Raw genomic sequence first — 17,517 nt, 5'->3', positions numbered from 1 at the left:
GGCTCCTGATGAGAATTTTTGGAGGTGGTATGGTGTTTATGGAAGGAGACGTGCGTATTCCGTCAGGATGCGCTATCAGTGGGATTATCAACCGGAAGCGCAGGAGTTTCTCCGGTACCAAGATCATTGACTCAATTGCGGTGATGCATGACCGTTCCAACGGCTTAGGCGGTGGTTTTGCAGCATACGGCATCTACCCAGAATATAAGAATCATTATGCTTTTCATATGTTCTTTGATTCGCTGCAGGCCAAAGAAGAAGTGGAACGCTTTTTCAACAGTCATTTTGCAGTGGATTTATCCGGTCGGATACCTACCCGGAAAGTCTGCGGCATTGGCAGGGGACCGATATTATGGCGCTATTTCATGACGCCATTAGAGGACAAATTACGTGATGCTGAGCTTTCAGCGGACGAATATGTGGCCCAATGCGTCATGAAGATTAACAGCTGTTATAAGGGGGCGTTTGTGGCCTCCAGCGGTAAGAATATGGGGGCATTTAAGGCTGTGGGATTTCCTGAGGATGTGGGTGAATATTACCGTTTAGATGAGTATAGCGGCTATATTTGGACGGCCCACGGCCGTTTTCCTACTAATACACCGGGCTGGTGGGGCGGGGCTCACCCGTTTACTTTGCTTGATTGGTCGGTGGTGCATAATGGTGAAATTTCATCCTATGATGCTAATAGGAGATATCTGGAGATGTTTGACTACCAATGTACTTTGCAGACCGATACCGAAGCAATTACCTACACCTTTGATTTGTTATTAAGGAAACACGGACTACCGTTAGACCTAGCTGTAAAAACAGTGGCTGCGCCATTTTGGGAGAGTATCGACCGGATGGACGAGCAAGAGAAGCGTGTTGTCAAAGCGCTTAGGACAACCTACAGCAGTCTTTTAATCAATGGGCCGTTTTCCATAATACTCGGTTCTAAGAATGGTTTTATGGCGTTAAATGACAGGTTAAAACTGCGGTCGCTGGTGGCAGCAGAAGATAAAGAAGAACTTTATGTCGCCAGCGAAGAGGCCGCCATTCGCGCTGTTTGTGCTAACCCCGAAAAAGTATGGTCACCTCAAGGCGGCGAACCGATAATTGGCTTATTGGAAGGGGTGGAAAGCTTATGAGGCAATCAATGAGTACCCCAGAATTTTTAATTGAACGAAACCAAGACAGATGTATTAAATGTAAAGTATGTGTCCGGCAATGTGCTAACGAAGCTCACGTCTATGATGAAGAGTTGGATAAAGTGCAGGCGGTGGACCAGCAGTGCGTGGCTTGTCACCGCTGTGTGACCCTTTGTCCCACAAATGCTATTTCCATCAAGCAGTTTCCGATGGATTTCAGGGCCAATGCCAATTGGACTCCGGATGCTATTAAATCTATTTATAAGCAGGCTGACAGCGGCGGTATTTTATTAACCGGTATGGGTAATGACAAGCCATACCCCATTTACTGGGACCATATGCTGTTAAACGCTAGTCAGGTTACTAACCCATCCATTGACCCTTTGCGGGAACCAATGGAGGTTAAGACTTTTGTCGGGCGGAAGGCAGATAAACTTGACTTTAAGGATGGGCAGTTGGAAACAAAACTTAGCCCTCAAATAGATATTGAATTACCGGTGATGTTTTCGGCCATGTCTTTTGGCTCCATCAGCCTAAATGCCATTAAATCGCTGGCGGCTGCCGCTAAAGAAATGGGCACGGTATTTAATACCGGTGAAGGTGGGCTGCATAAGGATTTGTATCAATACGGGGATAATGCCATTGTCCAGGTTGCGTCCGGGCGTTTCGGCGTTCATCCCGAATATCTCAATGCCGGAACGGCGGTGGAAATTAAAATCGGTCAGGGAGCCAAGCCGGGCATCGGTGGTCACCTGCCTGGAGAAAAGGTTGGTCGAGAGGTTTCCGAGACCAGGATGATACCTGAAGGAAGTGACGCCCTGTCGCCGGCACCGCATCATGATATTTATTCCATTGAAGACCTGAGGCAGTTGATTTATTCGTTGAAAGAGGCAGTGCGCTATGAAAAGCCGGTAGGTGTTAAGATTGCTGCTGTGCATAATGTGGCGGCCATTGCCTCGGGAATTGCCCGAGCCGGTGCAGATTTTATCACCATTGACGGCTTCCGGGGCGGTACCGGAGCAACCCCGCTTAGAACCAGGAATAACGTAGGTATACCCATCGAGCTGGCCTTAGCGGCGGTGGACAGCCGCTTGCGGGCAGAGAGTATTCGCCATCAGGTATCCTTATTGGTAGCCGGTAGTGTTCGCAACAGTGCTGATGTGATGAAGGCAATTGCCTTGGGTGCAGATGCGGTCTACATCGGTTCCGCGGCATTAATTTCTCTGGGCTGCCATATGTGCCAAAAGTGTTATACCGGGAAATGTAACTGGGGTATTGCGACGCAGAATCCCCAGCTGGTAAAAAGACTTAACCCGGAAATTGGTGCCGAGAGAGCAGCCAACCTGCTGCGGGCATGGAAACATGAGATTAAGGAAATGTTGGGCGGTATGGGTATTAACGCCATAGAAAGTCTTCGCGGTAATCGACTGATGCTGCGGGGAGTGGGGTTATCCGATCGTGATTTAAATATCTTAGGCATTAAGGCTGCCGGTGAATAGGAGGTTGAGCAGATGAAAAAGATTTATGCTCGGGAGGAACACTGTATCGGTTGTCGTCTCTGCGAAATCCACTGTTCGGCGGCACATAGCAAATATCCCGATGATTTGGTAAAAGCTTTTAAGAAAGCGGAAGTACTTCCCGTTCCCCGGGTAAAGGTAGAGGAGGATATCCCCTTGTCCTTCGCCCTGCAGTGTCGGCATTGTGAAGAACCGCACTGTTTGACAGCATGTATAACCGGTGCTATGTACAGGGATGAGAAAACAGGGGCTATCTTAAATGACCCGGAACGCTGTGTCGGGTGTTGGACATGTATCGTGGTTTGTCCCTATGGTGCAATTTTCCGGGATGAAGGTGTCGGTAAAGTGGTAGCAAAATGTGATTTGTGTCTAGAGCAGGGCGAACCTGCCTGCGTGGCAAATTGTCCTAACGCTGCCCTGGTACTAAAAGAGAAAGGTGGGGAATAAGGTGCGCTATTGTATTATTGGCAATTCTGCCGCAGCAGTTGGTGCCATAGAGGGTATCAGACTGCTAGACCGGGAAAACCCGATTACGGTAATCTCCGATGAACCATATCACACTTATTCCCGACCGTTAATCTCATATTTTTTGGCTGGTACGAAGGAAGAAGAGGGAATGATTTACCGGCCGAAGGATTTTTATCGGAAAAATAATGTCGAAGTGCTATTGGGGAAAAAAGCGGTATCTTTGGATACTGTCGCCGGTGAGGTGGTCTTGGCTGACGGGCAGAAGATAGCTTACGATAAGCTGCTATTAGCCACGGGTGGTAAGCCCTTTATCCCTCCCGTCAAAGGGTTATCCGCTATAAATGAAGGAATATTTACATTTATTAAGCTGGACGATGCCAAAGAGCTGCAGCAGCATGCCGGCGCCGGCAAAACGGCAGTCATTATCGGCGCAGGACTAATCGGGCTGAAGGCAGCTGAAGGGCTGATTAAGTTAGGGGTAGATGTAACGGTAGTGGATTTGGCACCGCATGTTCTGAGCAGCATTCTGGATGAAAAAGCTGCTCAGCTGGTTCAAAGGCATCTAGTGGGTAAAGGCCTAAAGTTTCACTTTGGCGTCACAGCGGACGCCATAACGGAAAATGATGGGAAAAAGATAGTTGCTTTGGCCGATGGTACTGAGATTACTGCAGATATGGTTATTATGGCAGTGGGCGTAGTTCCCAATCATGGCCTGGCCAAAGACAGCGATATCGAGATTAACCGGGGCATTGTCACCGACAATCATATGGAGACATCTATCAAAGGCATTTACGCGGCCGGAGATGTGGCGGAGAATTATGATCTGCTTGCCGGCGAAAACCGGGTGATCCCCATTTTGCCCAACGCTTATCAACAGGGTAACACAGCGGGGATAAATATGACCGGCAATGAGGTAGTTTACCCCGGCGGATTTGCCAAAAATGCCATCGGCTTTTTTGGTTTGGCCATGACTACTGCGGGCCTGGTAAAGGACAAAGACGCCGAAGAATATGTCAATGCTGCTGATGACAGTTATGTTAAGCTGCTGGTTAAAGACCATAAATTAGTCGGCTTTATCCGCATTAACGCCGTGGACAGAAGCGGTATTCTTACCGGTTTGATGATAGACCGGGTTGATGTCAGCGGAATGTTGGAAAGCCTACTAAGCGTTGAACCGGGGTTGATAGTATTACCTGCAGATACCCGTCATTCCCGACTTGAGGGAGGTGCGGTAACATGGCGGTAATTGATGCCAGTGGTGTATATTATAAGGAATTAAATGAAAAAATTCATGAAATGATAGCCGGCGGGGAAACCAATATTAAGATAAGAAATGTTAACGGTCAGCGCTATATTGGCGATGCATTACCGGGAAACATTAAATTACTTCTGGAAGGTACGCCCGGTAATGACTTGGCCGCATATATGAATGGAGCAACAGTTTTGGTTCAGGGGAACACCCAGGAAGGTACTGCCAATACCATGAGCGGCGGAACTCTGGTAATTCACGGTCGCAGCGGCGATGCCACGGGATATGCCATGCGAGGTGGCAGCGTCTTTATCAGAGACGATGTGGGCTATCGTGGTGGCATTCACATGAAGGAGTATAAAGAAATGGTGCCGGCAATGGTGGTAGGCGGTTCGGCGGGGAGTTTTTTCGGTGAATATATGGCCGGTGGTATCTTGATGGTGCTTAACCTAAACGGGCAGAAGGAACCGGTAGGTGACTACTGCGGTACCGGCATGCATGGTGGCGTGATGTACGTCAGGGGTGAAGTAGCAGAATATAAACTTGGTAAAGAAGTCCGGGTAGAGCCATTGACTGAGCAGGACAAAGATACAATCAATACTTATGTAAAGCAATTTGCTGCCCATTTTGATTGCTCCGCCGAGGATATTCTAAAGGGAGAATTTATCAAACTGGTACCATACAATGCACGTCCTTATGGTAACCTGTACACCCATTACTAGAAATATGCAGCACTGCGCTGCTTGACATTTCCCACTTTTTCAGTCATAATATATCCTACGGCGGCGGGAATTACCGCCGTTTTACGGACCCATAGCTCACTCGGTTAGAACGAGCAAAGTGGTCGAAATTCAATCGTGAAAAAATATAAGCTTTTTATAACTTAATAAGCCCAGTTTTATGATAAAGCTGGGCAACAAGGGCGATTAACTCAGCGGCAGAGTGCTACGTTGACATCGTAGAAGTCACTGGTTCAAATCCAGTATCGCCCACCATTTTGAAATCAAGCGAGGTTAATTACCTTGCTTTTTTTTATTTTTCTTTGGGACGACTTCTGCGCATGAGGAGGTTTTAAGTATATTCCCTGGGTGCGCTATTAGCCCCTAGGCTAACTATCATAACACAGAGGGCAGAAATAAAGGTTTTTAATAATTTTGCAGGAAATGTAAATTATATGGGAAATTAACCAAATATACTTACTATTAATGGTAAGTATATTTGATTGTCACTTCAACCGACCTTTGTTTAAACTTTTTTGCCCCAACCGACTGCAGTCGCAGTTTATAAATTCCCTATTTCCCTACGTTTATTTTTTTGATCTAGGTATAAGTAATAGCAGGACACGTAGTCAAATGCAGACAAAACCTTTTGGCGTGAGTATTAAATATAAGAACCGTCCTAGATATGTGATTATGAAGCTATCGGCGGGCTAATTATTAGTTTTTTAAGAATTGGAGGCAAATATATGGAGTATATTGCCCATATACGTAATGAAGATGGTCATATTCAGTCGGTTGAAGAGCATTTAATGAGTGTAAGTAAATTATCTGCTCGGTATGGTAAAAAAATAGGAGTAGAACGGTTAGCATATATTGCAGGTTTGTTACATGACTCAGGTAAATTGAGCACTCAATTTCGGGACTATATTTTAGAAGCAGTTAACAACCCAAATCATCCACCTAAAAAAGGAAGTGTAGACCACTCGACCGCAGGTGGAAAAATATTATTCGAGTATTTCCATCACCATGGTCAAAATGTGCCCATGCAGATTATTGCTGAAATATTAGGTAACGTTATATTATCTCACCATATGGGCCTACAAGATTTTCTATCTCCAGATACAACCTCTACCTATATGCGACGAGTAAAAGAGAAAGAAATTAATGACATTGACAGAGTTAAAGACAATTTCTTTCAATTGATAGCTCCTTTAAAATCCCTTACAGACGACCTTCAGAATAGTAAGAACGAATTAACAGACGTTCTAACGCGAAACAATAAGCGATCTCAATCAAAAAATCCATACCTCACGATGACATTTTTAACTAAATATATTTTCAGCTGTTTAATCGATGCGGATAGGACAGATTCAAGGTGTTTTGAAGAGGATATTAATGTTCCTGAATCGCGAAATAACAATGATTTATTTAATTTATTCTATCAAAGACTAACAGAACATTTAAACTCATTAAATAATGATGTTAACATTAATGCAATTGACCGTCTTCGAGAGCAAATGTCTGAGGAGTGTGATAAATTCGCTGACCGTCCATCTGGTATTTACACATTATCGATTCCTACTGGTGGCGGAAAAACGCTATCAAGTTTACGATATGCACTAAAGCATGCAGCCAAATTTAGTAAGGACAGAATCATTTATGTGGTTCCCTATACTTCAATTATTGAACAGAATGCAGCTGAGGTTAGAGAAATTTTAAAAGAAGATGAGCATATTCTTGAGCACCATTCAAATGTAATTAAAGAAGATGAAGATAAAGATGCCAAAATACCATATCAGAAGAGAAAGACACATCAGTTAACAAAGGACAACTGGGAAGTACCTATTATCTTCACAACAATGGTCCAATTTCTAAATACTTTCTATTCAAAAGGTACAAGAGATATTCGTCGATTTCATAATCTGGCAAATACGGTCATTATTTTTGATGAAGTGCAAGCAGTTCCTGTTAAATGTATATCCATGTTTAATGAAGCATTGAACTATCTAAGGAATGTTTGCAATTCAAGTATTCTATTATGTACGGCGACTCAGCCTGCCCTTGAATTTGTTGAGGATAGTATTGATGGTATCGACGGAGAAATTGTTCCGAATCTTGATAAGGTAACAGATCATTTTAAGCGAGTAGAAATTGTGGACCGGACAAGACATGGCGGCTGGAATACAGAGGAGTTATCATATTTTGTTTTAGATGTCCTTAATGAATCATCTAGTGTATTAGTTATCCTAAATACAAAGACAGTGGTAAAAAAGTTGTTCAACCAACTAAGTAAGAACGAGGATACAGTAGTATACCATTTGAGTACGTCGATGTGTGCAGCACATCGGACAGCGATATTGGCAAAAGTCAAGAGCACCTTGCAAAGTGGTGCGAAAGTAATTTGTATCAGTACGCAATTAATCGAAGCAGGAGTTAATATTAGCTTTGATTGTGTGATTAGGTCTTTAGCTGGATTGGATTCAATTGCCCAGGCGGCAGGCAGGTGTAATCGCCATGGTGAACATGAACAACGGAACGTCTATGTAGTTAATCATAAAGAAGAAAACCTTAATTATTTAAAGACTATCAAAGCTGGGGCAGAAATTACAGAGCGGATGTTGATAGATAAGCAAAACGGGAATATTTCCAAGGACCTATTATCGGCTGAAGTAATGAATCTGTACTTCAAAAATTATTATACGGAATTGGAAAATGAGCTAGGTTTTCATGTGCCATCGTTGAAAGAAAATCTATACAATTTACTTGCAGGAAGTGAAACATACAAACAGCATTATAAAAACAAGACGGGCGAACATTTTCCTTTGCAACTCTATACAAGTATGAAAACAGTTGGCGATCATTTTCAAGTCATTGACCAGCAAGCAACGTCAATTATAGTTCCCTATAAAGGTGGAGCAGATATCATAGCAGAACTAAATGGGGATGTTGATTTAAAGAAGATGTCATCCATATTGAAAAAGTCACAACAATACGTTGTTAACGTATTTAAATACGAGCTTCAAGAGCTTAGTAATTCAGGAGACTTAATCCCCTTATTGGATGGAAGAATACTGGCCTTAAGGGAAAATGCGTATGATTTAAATTATGGCATTTCAGTTGGGGAAGAAGGGAAAATGGCCCCACACATTTTATAGAAAAGAGGTGAGACTGTGCGAAATCAAGTTGAATTTGAGGTATATGGTGCTTATGCGTTATTTACTGATCCTGTAACAAAGATGGGAGGAGAGAAACTATCTTATCAAGTTCCCACATACCAAGCACTTAAGGGTATTACTGAATCGCTTTACTGGAAACCGACGATTCTTTGGATCATTGATGGGGTTAGAATAATGAATCCAATTAAAATGGAGGCAAAGGGAATCCGTCCAATTGAGTACAAAGGTGGAAATACATTAGCTAACTATACTTATTTGAAAAATGTGCGGTATCAGGTACGTGCCCATTTTATATTCAATCCTCATCGTCCTGATCTAGCTTATGACCGAAACGAGCATAAACATCATAACATTGCAATACGATGCGTGAATGCAGGTGGAAGAAGAGATGTTTTTTTAGGAACTCGAGAGTGCCCGGCCTATGTCGAACCATGTGAATTTGGCAAAGGGGAGGGTTATTACGATCAGTATGGCTCAATTCACTTAGGGACAATGGTACATGGGTTAAATTACCCCGATGAAACTGGGGTCAATATGCTAGAGACAAGATTATGGAATCCAGTGTTGGAAGATGGGTATATTCACTTTATCCGACCGGATGAGTGTGAATTAATTCGACCTATTTCTGAGCTAACACCAAAATCCTTCCTAAAAGAAAACGTGCAATCTGTGGAAGATTTGGAAAAAGAAATGGCGAAAGGAAGGAGGACCTAGATGGGCTGGATGTATGATTTATTTCAGACATATGAAGAAAACATCGATCAAGTAGGCAAGGTGGTAAGAACTAGAAGTAACCGGGAGTATACATTGTTGCCAATTGCCCATACAACACAAAATGCTCAAATTGAAATTACTGTCGATGAACAGGGAAATTTTTATCAAGCCAAAGTGATAGATAAAGATGATGCTACTACAGTTATCCCTTGTACGGAAGGATCTTTTGGGAGAGCTGGCTCAGCAGTTCGACCACATCCCTTGCATGATAAATTAGTTTATGTGGCAGGAGATTTTGAAAAGTATGGAGGAAAGATAAAAAAAGAGGATTCGCCTTATGATGACTATTTAGAGAAATTGCATGAATGGAGTGAATCTGCTTTTTCCAATGATAGGGTAAAAGCAATCTATCAATACGTTCAGAAGGGGACTATTGTTGAAGATCTTGTTGCGGTTTCTATTCTCACATTAGATAAAAACAATAAATTGATTTCTAAATGGTCGAAAGAAGCTACCGAAGAGTATGGCGATAAACCAGAACTTTTTAAAGTAATCAATGATACACAGGACAAAGTTTTTATTCGCTTCAACACACATAAACCTGGAGAAATCAATAATATAAAGATTTGGCAGGATGGTAAGGTATATGATTCTTTTATCGGATTCTATAAAGATAAATTACAAGAAAACGATCTATGCTATGTAACGGGAGAAAGAAAGCCAAGAACAGTTATGCATTCAAGTGGCTTGAGGCGAGCTGGTGATAAGGCTAAGCTTATATCTTCTAATGATACCACAGGGTTTACTTATCGAGGTCGTTTTGCTAAAGGTAATGATGTAACATGTGTTAGCTACGATGTTTCACAAAAAGCCCATAACGCTTTGAAATGGTTGATATTAAAGCAAGGAAAAACCGTTGATGGGAGAGTTTTTCTCGTATGGGGAAGTCAAAAAACGAGTATTCCTTCACCACAAGACGATGCAGTTTCTTTTTTCAATGAACTAGGGATAAGTCTTGCTAAAAAAACAAACGAGAGCAATACTCACGAAATGTTTGCAGAAGAGATTAATAGAGCAATTGATGGGTATAAGAATGATCTGCCCTATAAATCCGAAGTGACAATCATGATTCTTGATGCAGCAACTCCTGGGCGATTATCAATCATGTATTATCGACACATAGATAAAGAGGAATATTTAAATCGTATTCAGAACTGGCATCAAACTTGCTCGTGGTTACATCGTTACAGAAAAGATGAAAACAAAAAGCAAATTTTGTTTTATGGAGCACCGGCGACTAAAGATATCGCGTATGCTGCTTATGGATTTAAAGCTAGTGACAAAGTAATTAAAGGGACGATGGAAAGGATGCTTCCTTGTGTGGTGGATGGCCAGAAAATCCCACTAGATATTATTAGAAGTGCATTCCACCGAGCTTCTAATCCGGTTTCGATGGAAAGATGGGAGTGGGAAAAAACACTAAGCATTACGTGTGCTTTATTAAATAAGCATTATGAAAAGGAGGGGTATGACGTGTCTTTAGACGTGACAAATAAGAACAGAGATTATTTATTTGGCCGCTTATTAGCAGTTGCTGATGTTCTCGAAAGAAGGGCATTATCAACAAATGAAGGACGGGCATCAAATGCGTTACGGTATATGAACGCTTTTGCCAGACATCCTGCTAGAACATGGCAGGTTATTCAGGCAAATTTGCAACCCTATCAAGCTAAACTTGGTAATCAGGTAATTTATTACAATCGTTTAATAGATGAAATTGCTTCTAATATAAATATCGACGATTTTAGTAATAAATCATTAAGCGGAATCTACTTATTAGGATTCTATAGTCAGCGACATGAATTATATAGAAGCAAAAAAGAAAATCAGGATAAAATTACGCAAACAAAAGAGGAGGAATAAATATGTCTATTTTAGACCATAAGATTGATTTTGCTGTGGTATTTTCTGTGAAAAACGCAAACCCAAATGGTGACCCATTGAATGGAAACCGTCCTCGGCAAAACTACGAAGGATACGGCGAAGTATCAGACGTTTGTTTAAAAAGAAAGATTCGAAATCGTCTTCAGGACCTAGGGGAACCAATTTTTGTGCAGTCGGACGAGCGAAAAGATGATGGTTTCAAGAGTTTAAAAGAGCGTGCTGATGCTATTGAAGAATTAAAAAAAACTAAGGATAAAGATCTGTATCATGATGTTTCGTGTAGAACCTGGACAGATGTGAGAAGCTTTGGGCAAGTATTTGCTTTTAAAGGTGGAGAATCAACTTCTGTTGGAGTACGAGGTCCCGTGTCTGTCCATCCAGCAGTTAGTTTGCATCCGGTTAATATATCAAGCATCCAAATTACAAAAAGCGTTAATTCAACAACTTCTGATAAAAAAGGCTCTGATACGATGGGGATGAAACATCGTGTTGATTTTGGCATTTACGCATTTTATGGAAGTATTAATACTCAGCTCGCTGAAAAGACAAAATTTACAGAAGAAGATGCTGAAAAAATTCGACAAGCTCTTTTGACGCTTTTTGAAAACGATGCATCATCAGCACGCCCAGATGGAAGCATGGAGATTCATCACGTGTACTGGTGGGAACATAACTCTAAATTAGGTCAATATTCATCAGGTAAAGTCCATCGTTCCCTATCTATGGAATTAAAAACAGATGAGCCAAGATCATTCGAAGATATTGAGATAAATTTGACAGATTTGGAAGGGCTTGATGTGAAAGTCTATGACGGCCAATAGTGAAGAAAACTTTTTGCTGTTGTCAGGAATTCAACATTTCCTATTTTGCAAACGACAGTGGGCTTTAATTCATATTGAACAACAATGGGAAGAAAATGTCAGAACGATCGAAGGGCAACATATCCATCAAAAAGCAGACCAACCATTTATTAAAGAAACACGGACAGATAAGTTTATTGTACGTGCTTTGCCGATTAAATCAAAAGAGTTGGGCGCGACAGGCGTTTGTGATGTTGTGGAATTTAAGGAAGACCATAATGGTGTATCAATTAAAGGTTCATCAAAAAAATATATACCAGTTCCAATAGAATATAAAAGAGGAAAGCCTAAATCAGATGAATCAGATATCTTACAATTAGTAGCTCAAGCAATATGCCTTGAAGAAATGCTTCTTTGTGAAGTTCGTCTTGGCCATATTTTTTACGATCAGATTAAGCGTAGAATTGAGGTGCCGGTTAATTATTCAGATAGGCAGAAGGTGAGAGAAGTATTTAAAGAGATGCATCACTATTTTTATAAACGGCATACACCTAGAGTAAAAACAGGTGCTTTTTGTAAAAGCTGCTCATTGCAAAATCTTTGTTTGCCAGAGTTAATGGGGAAACAAGCAGTGAGTACCTATATAGAAAGGAAAATTAGCGAATGAAGAAGTTGCTTAACACTTTGTTCGTTACTAGTCCTGATGTATATTTAACTCTAAATGGTGAAAATATCGTTGTAATGAAAGAAAAAGAACGTATTGGACGCATCCCTCTTCATAATCTAGAGGCGGTGTATACGTTTGGTTATAGTGGGGCAAGCCCTTCATTAATGGGAGCTTGTGCAGAGAGAAGTATATCATTAGTTTTCTTAACGAGAAATGGGCGATTTTTAGCAAGAGTAATTGGTAAAAGTAGAGGAAATGTGACATTGAGAAAAAATCAGTATCGCATATCTGAAGATGAAAATAAGAGTGCGGAAATAGCACGAAACTTCATTGTTGGTAAGATATATAATAATAAATGGATGCTGGAAAGAGCTACGAGAGATTACCCTTTAAGAATTGATGTACAAAAATTCAAAGACACATCCTGTCACCTATCTGAACTTTTAATTCAAGTCAGGCATACTGCTAAATTAGATTTGTTAAGGGGTTATGAAGGACAAGCCGCCATAAGTTATAATGAAGTATTTGATCAGATCATACTACAGCAGAAAGAAGATTTCTATTTTCATAGAAGAAGCCGCCGACCTCCTTTAGACAGAGTAAACGCAATGTTATCATTTGTTTATACTTTGCTTTCTAATGATGTAGCAGCTTCTCTAGAAAGCGTGGGGTTGGATGCGTATGTGGGGTTCTTACATCGAGACAGGCCCGGTAGAGCTTCACTAGCTCTTGATGTTATGGAAGAGCTAAGAGGGGTTTATGCGGATCGATTTGTAATTTCTTTAGTAAACAAAAAAGTAGTAAACAAAGATGACTTCTTTACGAAAGAAAGTGGAGCGGTTCTAATGACTGACGAAGCAAGAAAAAAGTTTTTAAAGCATTGGCAAGATCGAAAGCAGGAGAAGATCAAACACCCATATATTGGCGAAAAAATATCGTGGGGGCTTGTACCATATGCCCAATCGATGCTGCTTGCAAGATACTTAAGAGGCGATTTAGATGAATATCCTCCATTTTTATGGAAGTAAGGTGATTATTATTTTAGTTGTTATTACCTATGATGTTAGCACAATAAGTTCAAACGGGTCAAAACGGTTGAGAAAAGTGTCTAAGATTTGCCAAGACTATGGTATTCGAGTCCAGAACTCAGTTTTTGAATGTGTTGTCGACTCAGCACAATTAAGACAATTAAAGTATAAATTGGTAGAAACTATTGATGAAAAAAAAGATAGTTTGCGTATCTATCGGTTAGGAGACAATTATAAAACAAAAGTTGAGCACATTGGTACTAAAGGATCAATTGATGTAGAAGGTCCTTTGATCATTTAAGTGCGAATGTAAAGCGAACATAATTATCCAGGGGCATTCGCACCGAAAAATTAGGCTTTTTGCTCCATAGTATACCAATTAACCGGTGGGTAAATTGGGAAATGGCGATCTATTGTGAAAAAACATGGATAACGCAGTGTTTTTTCATAAAAATCGCTGTCGCACCCTATATGGGTGCGTGGATTGAAATAGCCAGGAGAGGATAGTATGACCAGGCACAAGTCGTCGCACCCTATATGGGTGCGTGGATTGAAATGTTTCCGGATTGTCGGCTATAGCTTTTATTACTTGTCGCACCCTATATGGGTGCGTGGATTGAAATTGGACCGACAAAAAAAGGGTGAGAGGGACCATTGTCGCACCCTATATGGGTGCGTGGATTGAAATAAACCGGAAGGAGAGAGCTAGTCAAATGCGGCTAGAGTCGCACCCTATATGGGTGCGTGGATTGAAATCGGAACGGCATAGACAAGTCTATGTTTACCCGGATGTCGCACCCTATATGGGTGCGTGGATTGAAATTGCCTGGTCAAAAGAACAGATAAGCGTCGATGTGACGTCGCACCCTATATGGGTGCGTGGATTGAAATCACCAGCACCTCATGCACACGCCGGATGCTGCCAAGTCGCACCCTATATGGGTGCGTGGATTGAAATTACGAGTGGTGGAGGACCAGGGAATATCGGCAGGAGTCGCACCCTATATGGGTGCGTGGATTGAAATATCAGGCGTCGGATCCAATTCCTGGCACCACTCGTCGCACCCTATATGGGTGCGTGGATTGAAATAATGTTACAACCTTGCTATCATGTAAGGCAGCAGTTGTCGCACCCTATATGGGTGCGTGGATTGAAATTCTTTATCAAATACACAGCTGCCAGATGCTAGGAACGTCGCACCCTATATGGGTGCGTGGATTGAAATATTGGAGCACCCGAGAGGAATCGAACCCCTAGCCGTCGCACCCTATATGGGTGCGTGGATTGAAATTTGTGCGCATCTGTCACTAATTAGCTTTAATCTGGTCGCACCCTATATGGGTGCGTGGATTGAAATTTTTCTGACTGCTTCCGCATCTGCCCTGGTCAGGTGTCGCACCCTATATGGGTGCGTGGATTGAAATGGTGATAGATTGCTTTACCTTAGCATAGCTTAACAGTCGCACCCTATATGGGTGCGTGGATTGAAATGGTTTACCGCGTTGCCATGCCTCAATGTACCAGACGTCGCACCCTATATGGGTGCGTGGATTGAAATCGAACTGCTTTATTATCTACTTTTACTTACTACCGTCGCACCCTATATGGGTGCGTGGATTGAAATTCCACCTCACCACTACCCCGCTAGAGTCACACACGTCGCACCCTATATGGGTGCGTGGATTGAAATATCTACATCACCTGTATAAATGTCATAAGTTTTTTCGTCGCACCCTATATGGGTGCGTGGATTGAAATAGTCAAAGAAACTACCCCCCATCTCCTGCGCTTCGTCGCACCCTATATGGGTGCGTGGATTGAAATCGTCGTGGTATTGGTTTAACATTCGCTTGTATAGTCGCACCCTATATGGGTGCGTGGATTGAAATTGCTCCGTCTGCGTCTATAGCGTAGTCGCATGGTAGTCGCACCCTATATGGGTGCGTGGATTGAAATCGATTACCTCAAACTCATCATCTTGAGCGTGAGCCGTCGCACCCTATATGGGTGCGTGGATTGAAATTTTTGTGAAAAACTTACTCGCTTTTGCGTTTTCCGTCGCACCCTATATGGGTGCGTGGATTGAAATTTCCATGTGATATAGCAAAAAGTTCTCCATTTCTTGTCGCACCCTATATGGGTGCGTGGATTGAAATCCCGTCCACAAACCGTGGCTCCCCTGCTGCCACCGTCGCACCCTATATGGGTGCGTGGATTGAAATTTTGGCAGTTATATTGGTGGTACTATTGGTGGTTGTCGCACCCTATATGGGTGCGTGGATTGAAATCACCGTCGCCTACTCCGGTAAGGTCAAAGGTCTCGGGTCGCACCCTATATGGGTGCGTGGATTGAAATTACAGAAGCTGAGTTTACCGCTACCTTTGTATCTCGTCGCACCCTATATGGGTGCGTGGATTGAAATTTCCGGCTTAAGGTTATAAAACGATGCCATGTCGTGTCGCACCCTATATGGGTGCGTGGATTGAAATAACTCCGCCAACTCCGCACAACACTCACACTTCACGTCGCACCCTATATGGGTGCGTGGATTGAAATACAACCGGCGCCACAGTAAAAGAAACCCAGCGACGTCGCACCCTATATGGGTGCGTGGATTGAAATGATGGTGTAAACTACGCGATGGGCCCGGTACTATGTCGCACCCTATATGGGTGCGTGGATTGAAATATCGAGCGGCTGAAACCAAAAATGAAGTGCTCCAGTCGCACCCTATATGGGTGCGTGGATTGAAATATAAACTAGCAGATAAAATTCCAGAAATTAAACGATGTCGCACCCTATATGGGTGCGTGGATTGAAATGGCCAAAGCTCATTAAGAAAATACGCACCGCTTATGTCGCACCCTATATGGGTGCGTGGATTGAAATTTGGTGATTACATTGACCGTGGGCCAGATAGCTTGTCGCACCCTATATGGGTGCGTGGATTGAAATTTGTCAATATCAACCAAAATCTCACCCGCCTGCTGTCGCACCCTATATGGGTGCGTGGATTGAAATCCCTGACACTTACCAGGTGCGCGATGAATTTATTGTCGCACCCTATATGGGTGCGTGGATTGAAATCGTCGAAACAATCCGCTCTAATCTTGCATCAGAAGTCGCACCCTATATGGGTGCGTGGATTGAAATTTGATAAGACTAATGCTATTAGTCGCGCCGGTGGGTCGCACCCTATATGGGTGCGTGGATTGAAATTGTAACGGTAGTCGGGTCAACCGTCACCGGCCACGTCGCACCCTATATGGGTGCGTGGATTGAAATACTCATCCTTTTTGCAGCACGGCCAGTCGGAGCGCGTCGCACCCTATATGGGTGCGTGGATTGAAATTCACGTTTCGGATACAAAGCAAATACGTCGCCCTGTCGCACCCTATATGGGTGCGTGGATTGAAATACTACCGTGGCAATAATCCACGCTCCCGGAAAGATGTCGCACCCTATATGGGTGCGTGGATTGAAATTTAGCATAGCAGTATAAATTAAACTAATGGGGGTGTCGCACCCTATATGGGTGCGTGGATTGAAATTTTTTATGAGTTACCTTTTGGGTTAGGTAATCGCGTCGCACCCTATATGGGTGCGTGGATTGAAATCAGCATCGAACTTTAGAACCGGCTGCTTGGTACCGTCGCACCCTATATGGGTGCGTGGATTGAAATTGGCGGGGATTGCCGAGATCCTAGTGGAAGTGGTGGTCGCACCCTATATGGGTGCGTGGATTGAAATCCCAGTGGAAGACCCGGTAAAATGCAGGGACTGGCGTCGCACCCTATATGGGTGCGTGGATTGAAATCAGGAGTATTTGAGATAATACTGTTATTGTAACGTCGCACCCTATATGGGTGCGTGGATTGAAATGACTATTTAACTATTGTACCGGCTCAAAGTGTCTGGTCGCACCCTATATGGGTGCGTGGATTGAAATCTCCCCAGGTCCATCAGTAGTATCGCCACTTCATAGTCGCACCCTATATGGGTGCGTGGATTGAAATCATGACTTTTTGCAGTCCTGGCATTGGAGCATACGTCGCACCCTATATGGGTGCGTGGATTGAAATTACTTTAGACATTTAAAAGGCCTC

12 protein-coding genes, 1 tRNA gene and 1 CRISPR repeat array (1 of these 14 running past the window's edge) are annotated in these 17,517 nt (G+C 42.6%); all 13 genes read left to right on the top strand.

Going from position 1 to position 17,517, the window contains the following annotated elements:
- Positions 1-32 precede the first annotated feature (32 nt).
- The 13 genes from MFMK1_RS15875 (at position 33) to cas2 (ending at position 13,710) form a co-directional block, all read left to right on the top strand.
- A complete protein-coding gene (locus MFMK1_RS15875) occupies positions 33-1,127 on the top strand; it encodes a class II glutamine amidotransferase (RefSeq protein WP_366922654.1) in 1,095 nt (364 codons plus the stop codon).
- Positions 1,124-2,626: a glutamate synthase-related protein gene (locus tag MFMK1_RS15870; RefSeq protein ID WP_366922653.1), complete on the top strand. Its 1,503-nt coding sequence runs from the start codon at positions 1,124-1,126 to the stop codon at positions 2,624-2,626. Before MFMK1_RS15875 ends, MFMK1_RS15870 begins: the two co-directional genes overlap by 4 nt.
- 12 nt (positions 2,627-2,638) lie before the next feature.
- Positions 2,639-3,091, top strand: coding sequence for a 4Fe-4S dicluster domain-containing protein (locus MFMK1_RS15865; RefSeq protein ID WP_366922652.1), 453 nt, complete (start codon positions 2,639-2,641; stop codon positions 3,089-3,091).
- 1 nt (position 3,092) lies between these two features.
- Positions 3,093-4,358, top strand: coding sequence for an NAD(P)/FAD-dependent oxidoreductase (locus MFMK1_RS15860; protein WP_366922651.1), 1,266 nt, complete (start codon positions 3,093-3,095; stop codon positions 4,356-4,358).
- Positions 4,349-5,083: a GltB/FmdC/FwdC-like GXGXG domain-containing protein gene (locus MFMK1_RS15855; protein ID WP_366922650.1), complete on the top strand. Its 735-nt coding sequence runs from the start codon at positions 4,349-4,351 to the stop codon at positions 5,081-5,083. The genes MFMK1_RS15860 and MFMK1_RS15855 overlap by 10 nt, the downstream gene beginning before the upstream one ends.
- Before the next feature lie 198 nt (positions 5,084-5,281).
- A tRNA-Val gene (locus MFMK1_RS15850) sits at positions 5,282-5,356 on the top strand.
- A gap of 470 nt (positions 5,357-5,826) precedes the next feature.
- Complete coding sequence (gene cas3, locus MFMK1_RS15845; protein WP_366922649.1) at positions 5,827-8,235, top strand: CRISPR-associated helicase Cas3'; 2,409 nt, start codon at positions 5,827-5,829, stop codon at positions 8,233-8,235.
- Between the two features lie 15 nt (positions 8,236-8,250).
- The gene (gene cas5c / locus MFMK1_RS15840; RefSeq protein WP_366922648.1) at positions 8,251-8,970 is read left to right on the top strand and encodes a type I-C CRISPR-associated protein Cas5c; all 720 of its coding nucleotides are present in this window, start codon (positions 8,251-8,253) and stop codon (positions 8,968-8,970) included.
- On the top strand, positions 8,971-10,893 hold the full coding sequence (gene cas8c / locus MFMK1_RS15835) for a type I-C CRISPR-associated protein Cas8c/Csd1 (RefSeq protein WP_366922647.1): 1,923 nt from the start codon (positions 8,971-8,973) through the stop codon (positions 10,891-10,893).
- A 2-nt stretch (positions 10,894-10,895) separates the two neighbouring features.
- Positions 10,896-11,735, top strand: a complete 840-nt coding sequence (cas7c, locus tag MFMK1_RS15830) for a type I-C CRISPR-associated protein Cas7/Csd2 (RefSeq protein WP_366922646.1) — start codon at positions 10,896-10,898, stop codon at positions 11,733-11,735.
- Positions 11,722-12,381 (top strand): CRISPR-associated protein Cas4, encoded by a 660-nt coding sequence (cas4, locus tag MFMK1_RS15825; protein WP_366922645.1) that lies wholly within the window; start codon positions 11,722-11,724, stop codon positions 12,379-12,381. Before cas7c ends, cas4 begins: the two co-directional genes overlap by 14 nt.
- The gene (cas1c, locus tag MFMK1_RS15820) at positions 12,378-13,409 is read left to right on the top strand and encodes a type I-C CRISPR-associated endonuclease Cas1c (protein WP_366922644.1); all 1,032 of its coding nucleotides are present in this window, start codon (positions 12,378-12,380) and stop codon (positions 13,407-13,409) included. The genes cas4 and cas1c overlap by 4 nt, the downstream gene beginning before the upstream one ends.
- 10 nt (positions 13,410-13,419) lie before the next feature.
- The gene (gene cas2 / locus MFMK1_RS15815) at positions 13,420-13,710 is read left to right on the top strand and encodes a CRISPR-associated endonuclease Cas2 (protein ID WP_366924967.1); all 291 of its coding nucleotides are present in this window, start codon (positions 13,420-13,422) and stop codon (positions 13,708-13,710) included.
- 158 nt (positions 13,711-13,868) lie between these two features.
- A CRISPR array of direct repeats spans positions 13,869-17,517; the repeat unit is 32 nt; unit sequence GTCGCACCCTATATGGGTGCGTGGATTGAAAT (it continues 1,178 nt past the right edge of the window).

The organism is Metallumcola ferriviriculae, assembly GCF_035573695.1.
GTDB classification, from domain to species: Bacteria; Bacillota; JADQBR01; order JADQBR01; family JADQBR01; genus Metallumcola; species Metallumcola ferriviriculae.
The sequence above is the reverse complement of the archived record's forward strand: the minus strand, read 5'-3'. Positions and strand labels throughout refer to the sequence as shown.

Excerpts from the sequence above, each read along its gene's own strand:
- cas1c (WP_366922644.1), top strand. The coding sequence starts at position 12,378 with ATGAAGAAGTTGCTTAACACTTTGTTCGTTACTAGTCCTGATGTATAT.
- MFMK1_RS15865 (WP_366922652.1), top strand. The coding sequence starts at position 2,639 with ATGAAAAAGATTTATGCTCGGGAGGAACACTGTATCGGTTGTCGTCTC.
- MFMK1_RS15870 (WP_366922653.1), top strand. The coding sequence starts at position 1,124 with ATGAGGCAATCAATGAGTACCCCAGAATTTTTAATTGAACGAAACCAA.
- cas3 (WP_366922649.1), top strand. The coding sequence starts at position 5,827 with ATGGAGTATATTGCCCATATACGTAATGAAGATGGTCATATTCAGTCG.
- cas4 (WP_366922645.1), top strand. The coding sequence starts at position 11,722 with ATGACGGCCAATAGTGAAGAAAACTTTTTGCTGTTGTCAGGAATTCAA.
- cas7c (WP_366922646.1), top strand. The coding sequence starts at position 10,896 with ATGTCTATTTTAGACCATAAGATTGATTTTGCTGTGGTATTTTCTGTG.
- cas8c (WP_366922647.1), top strand. The coding sequence starts at position 8,971 with ATGGGCTGGATGTATGATTTATTTCAGACATATGAAGAAAACATCGAT.
- MFMK1_RS15855 (WP_366922650.1), top strand. The coding sequence starts at position 4,349 with ATGGCGGTAATTGATGCCAGTGGTGTATATTATAAGGAATTAAATGAA.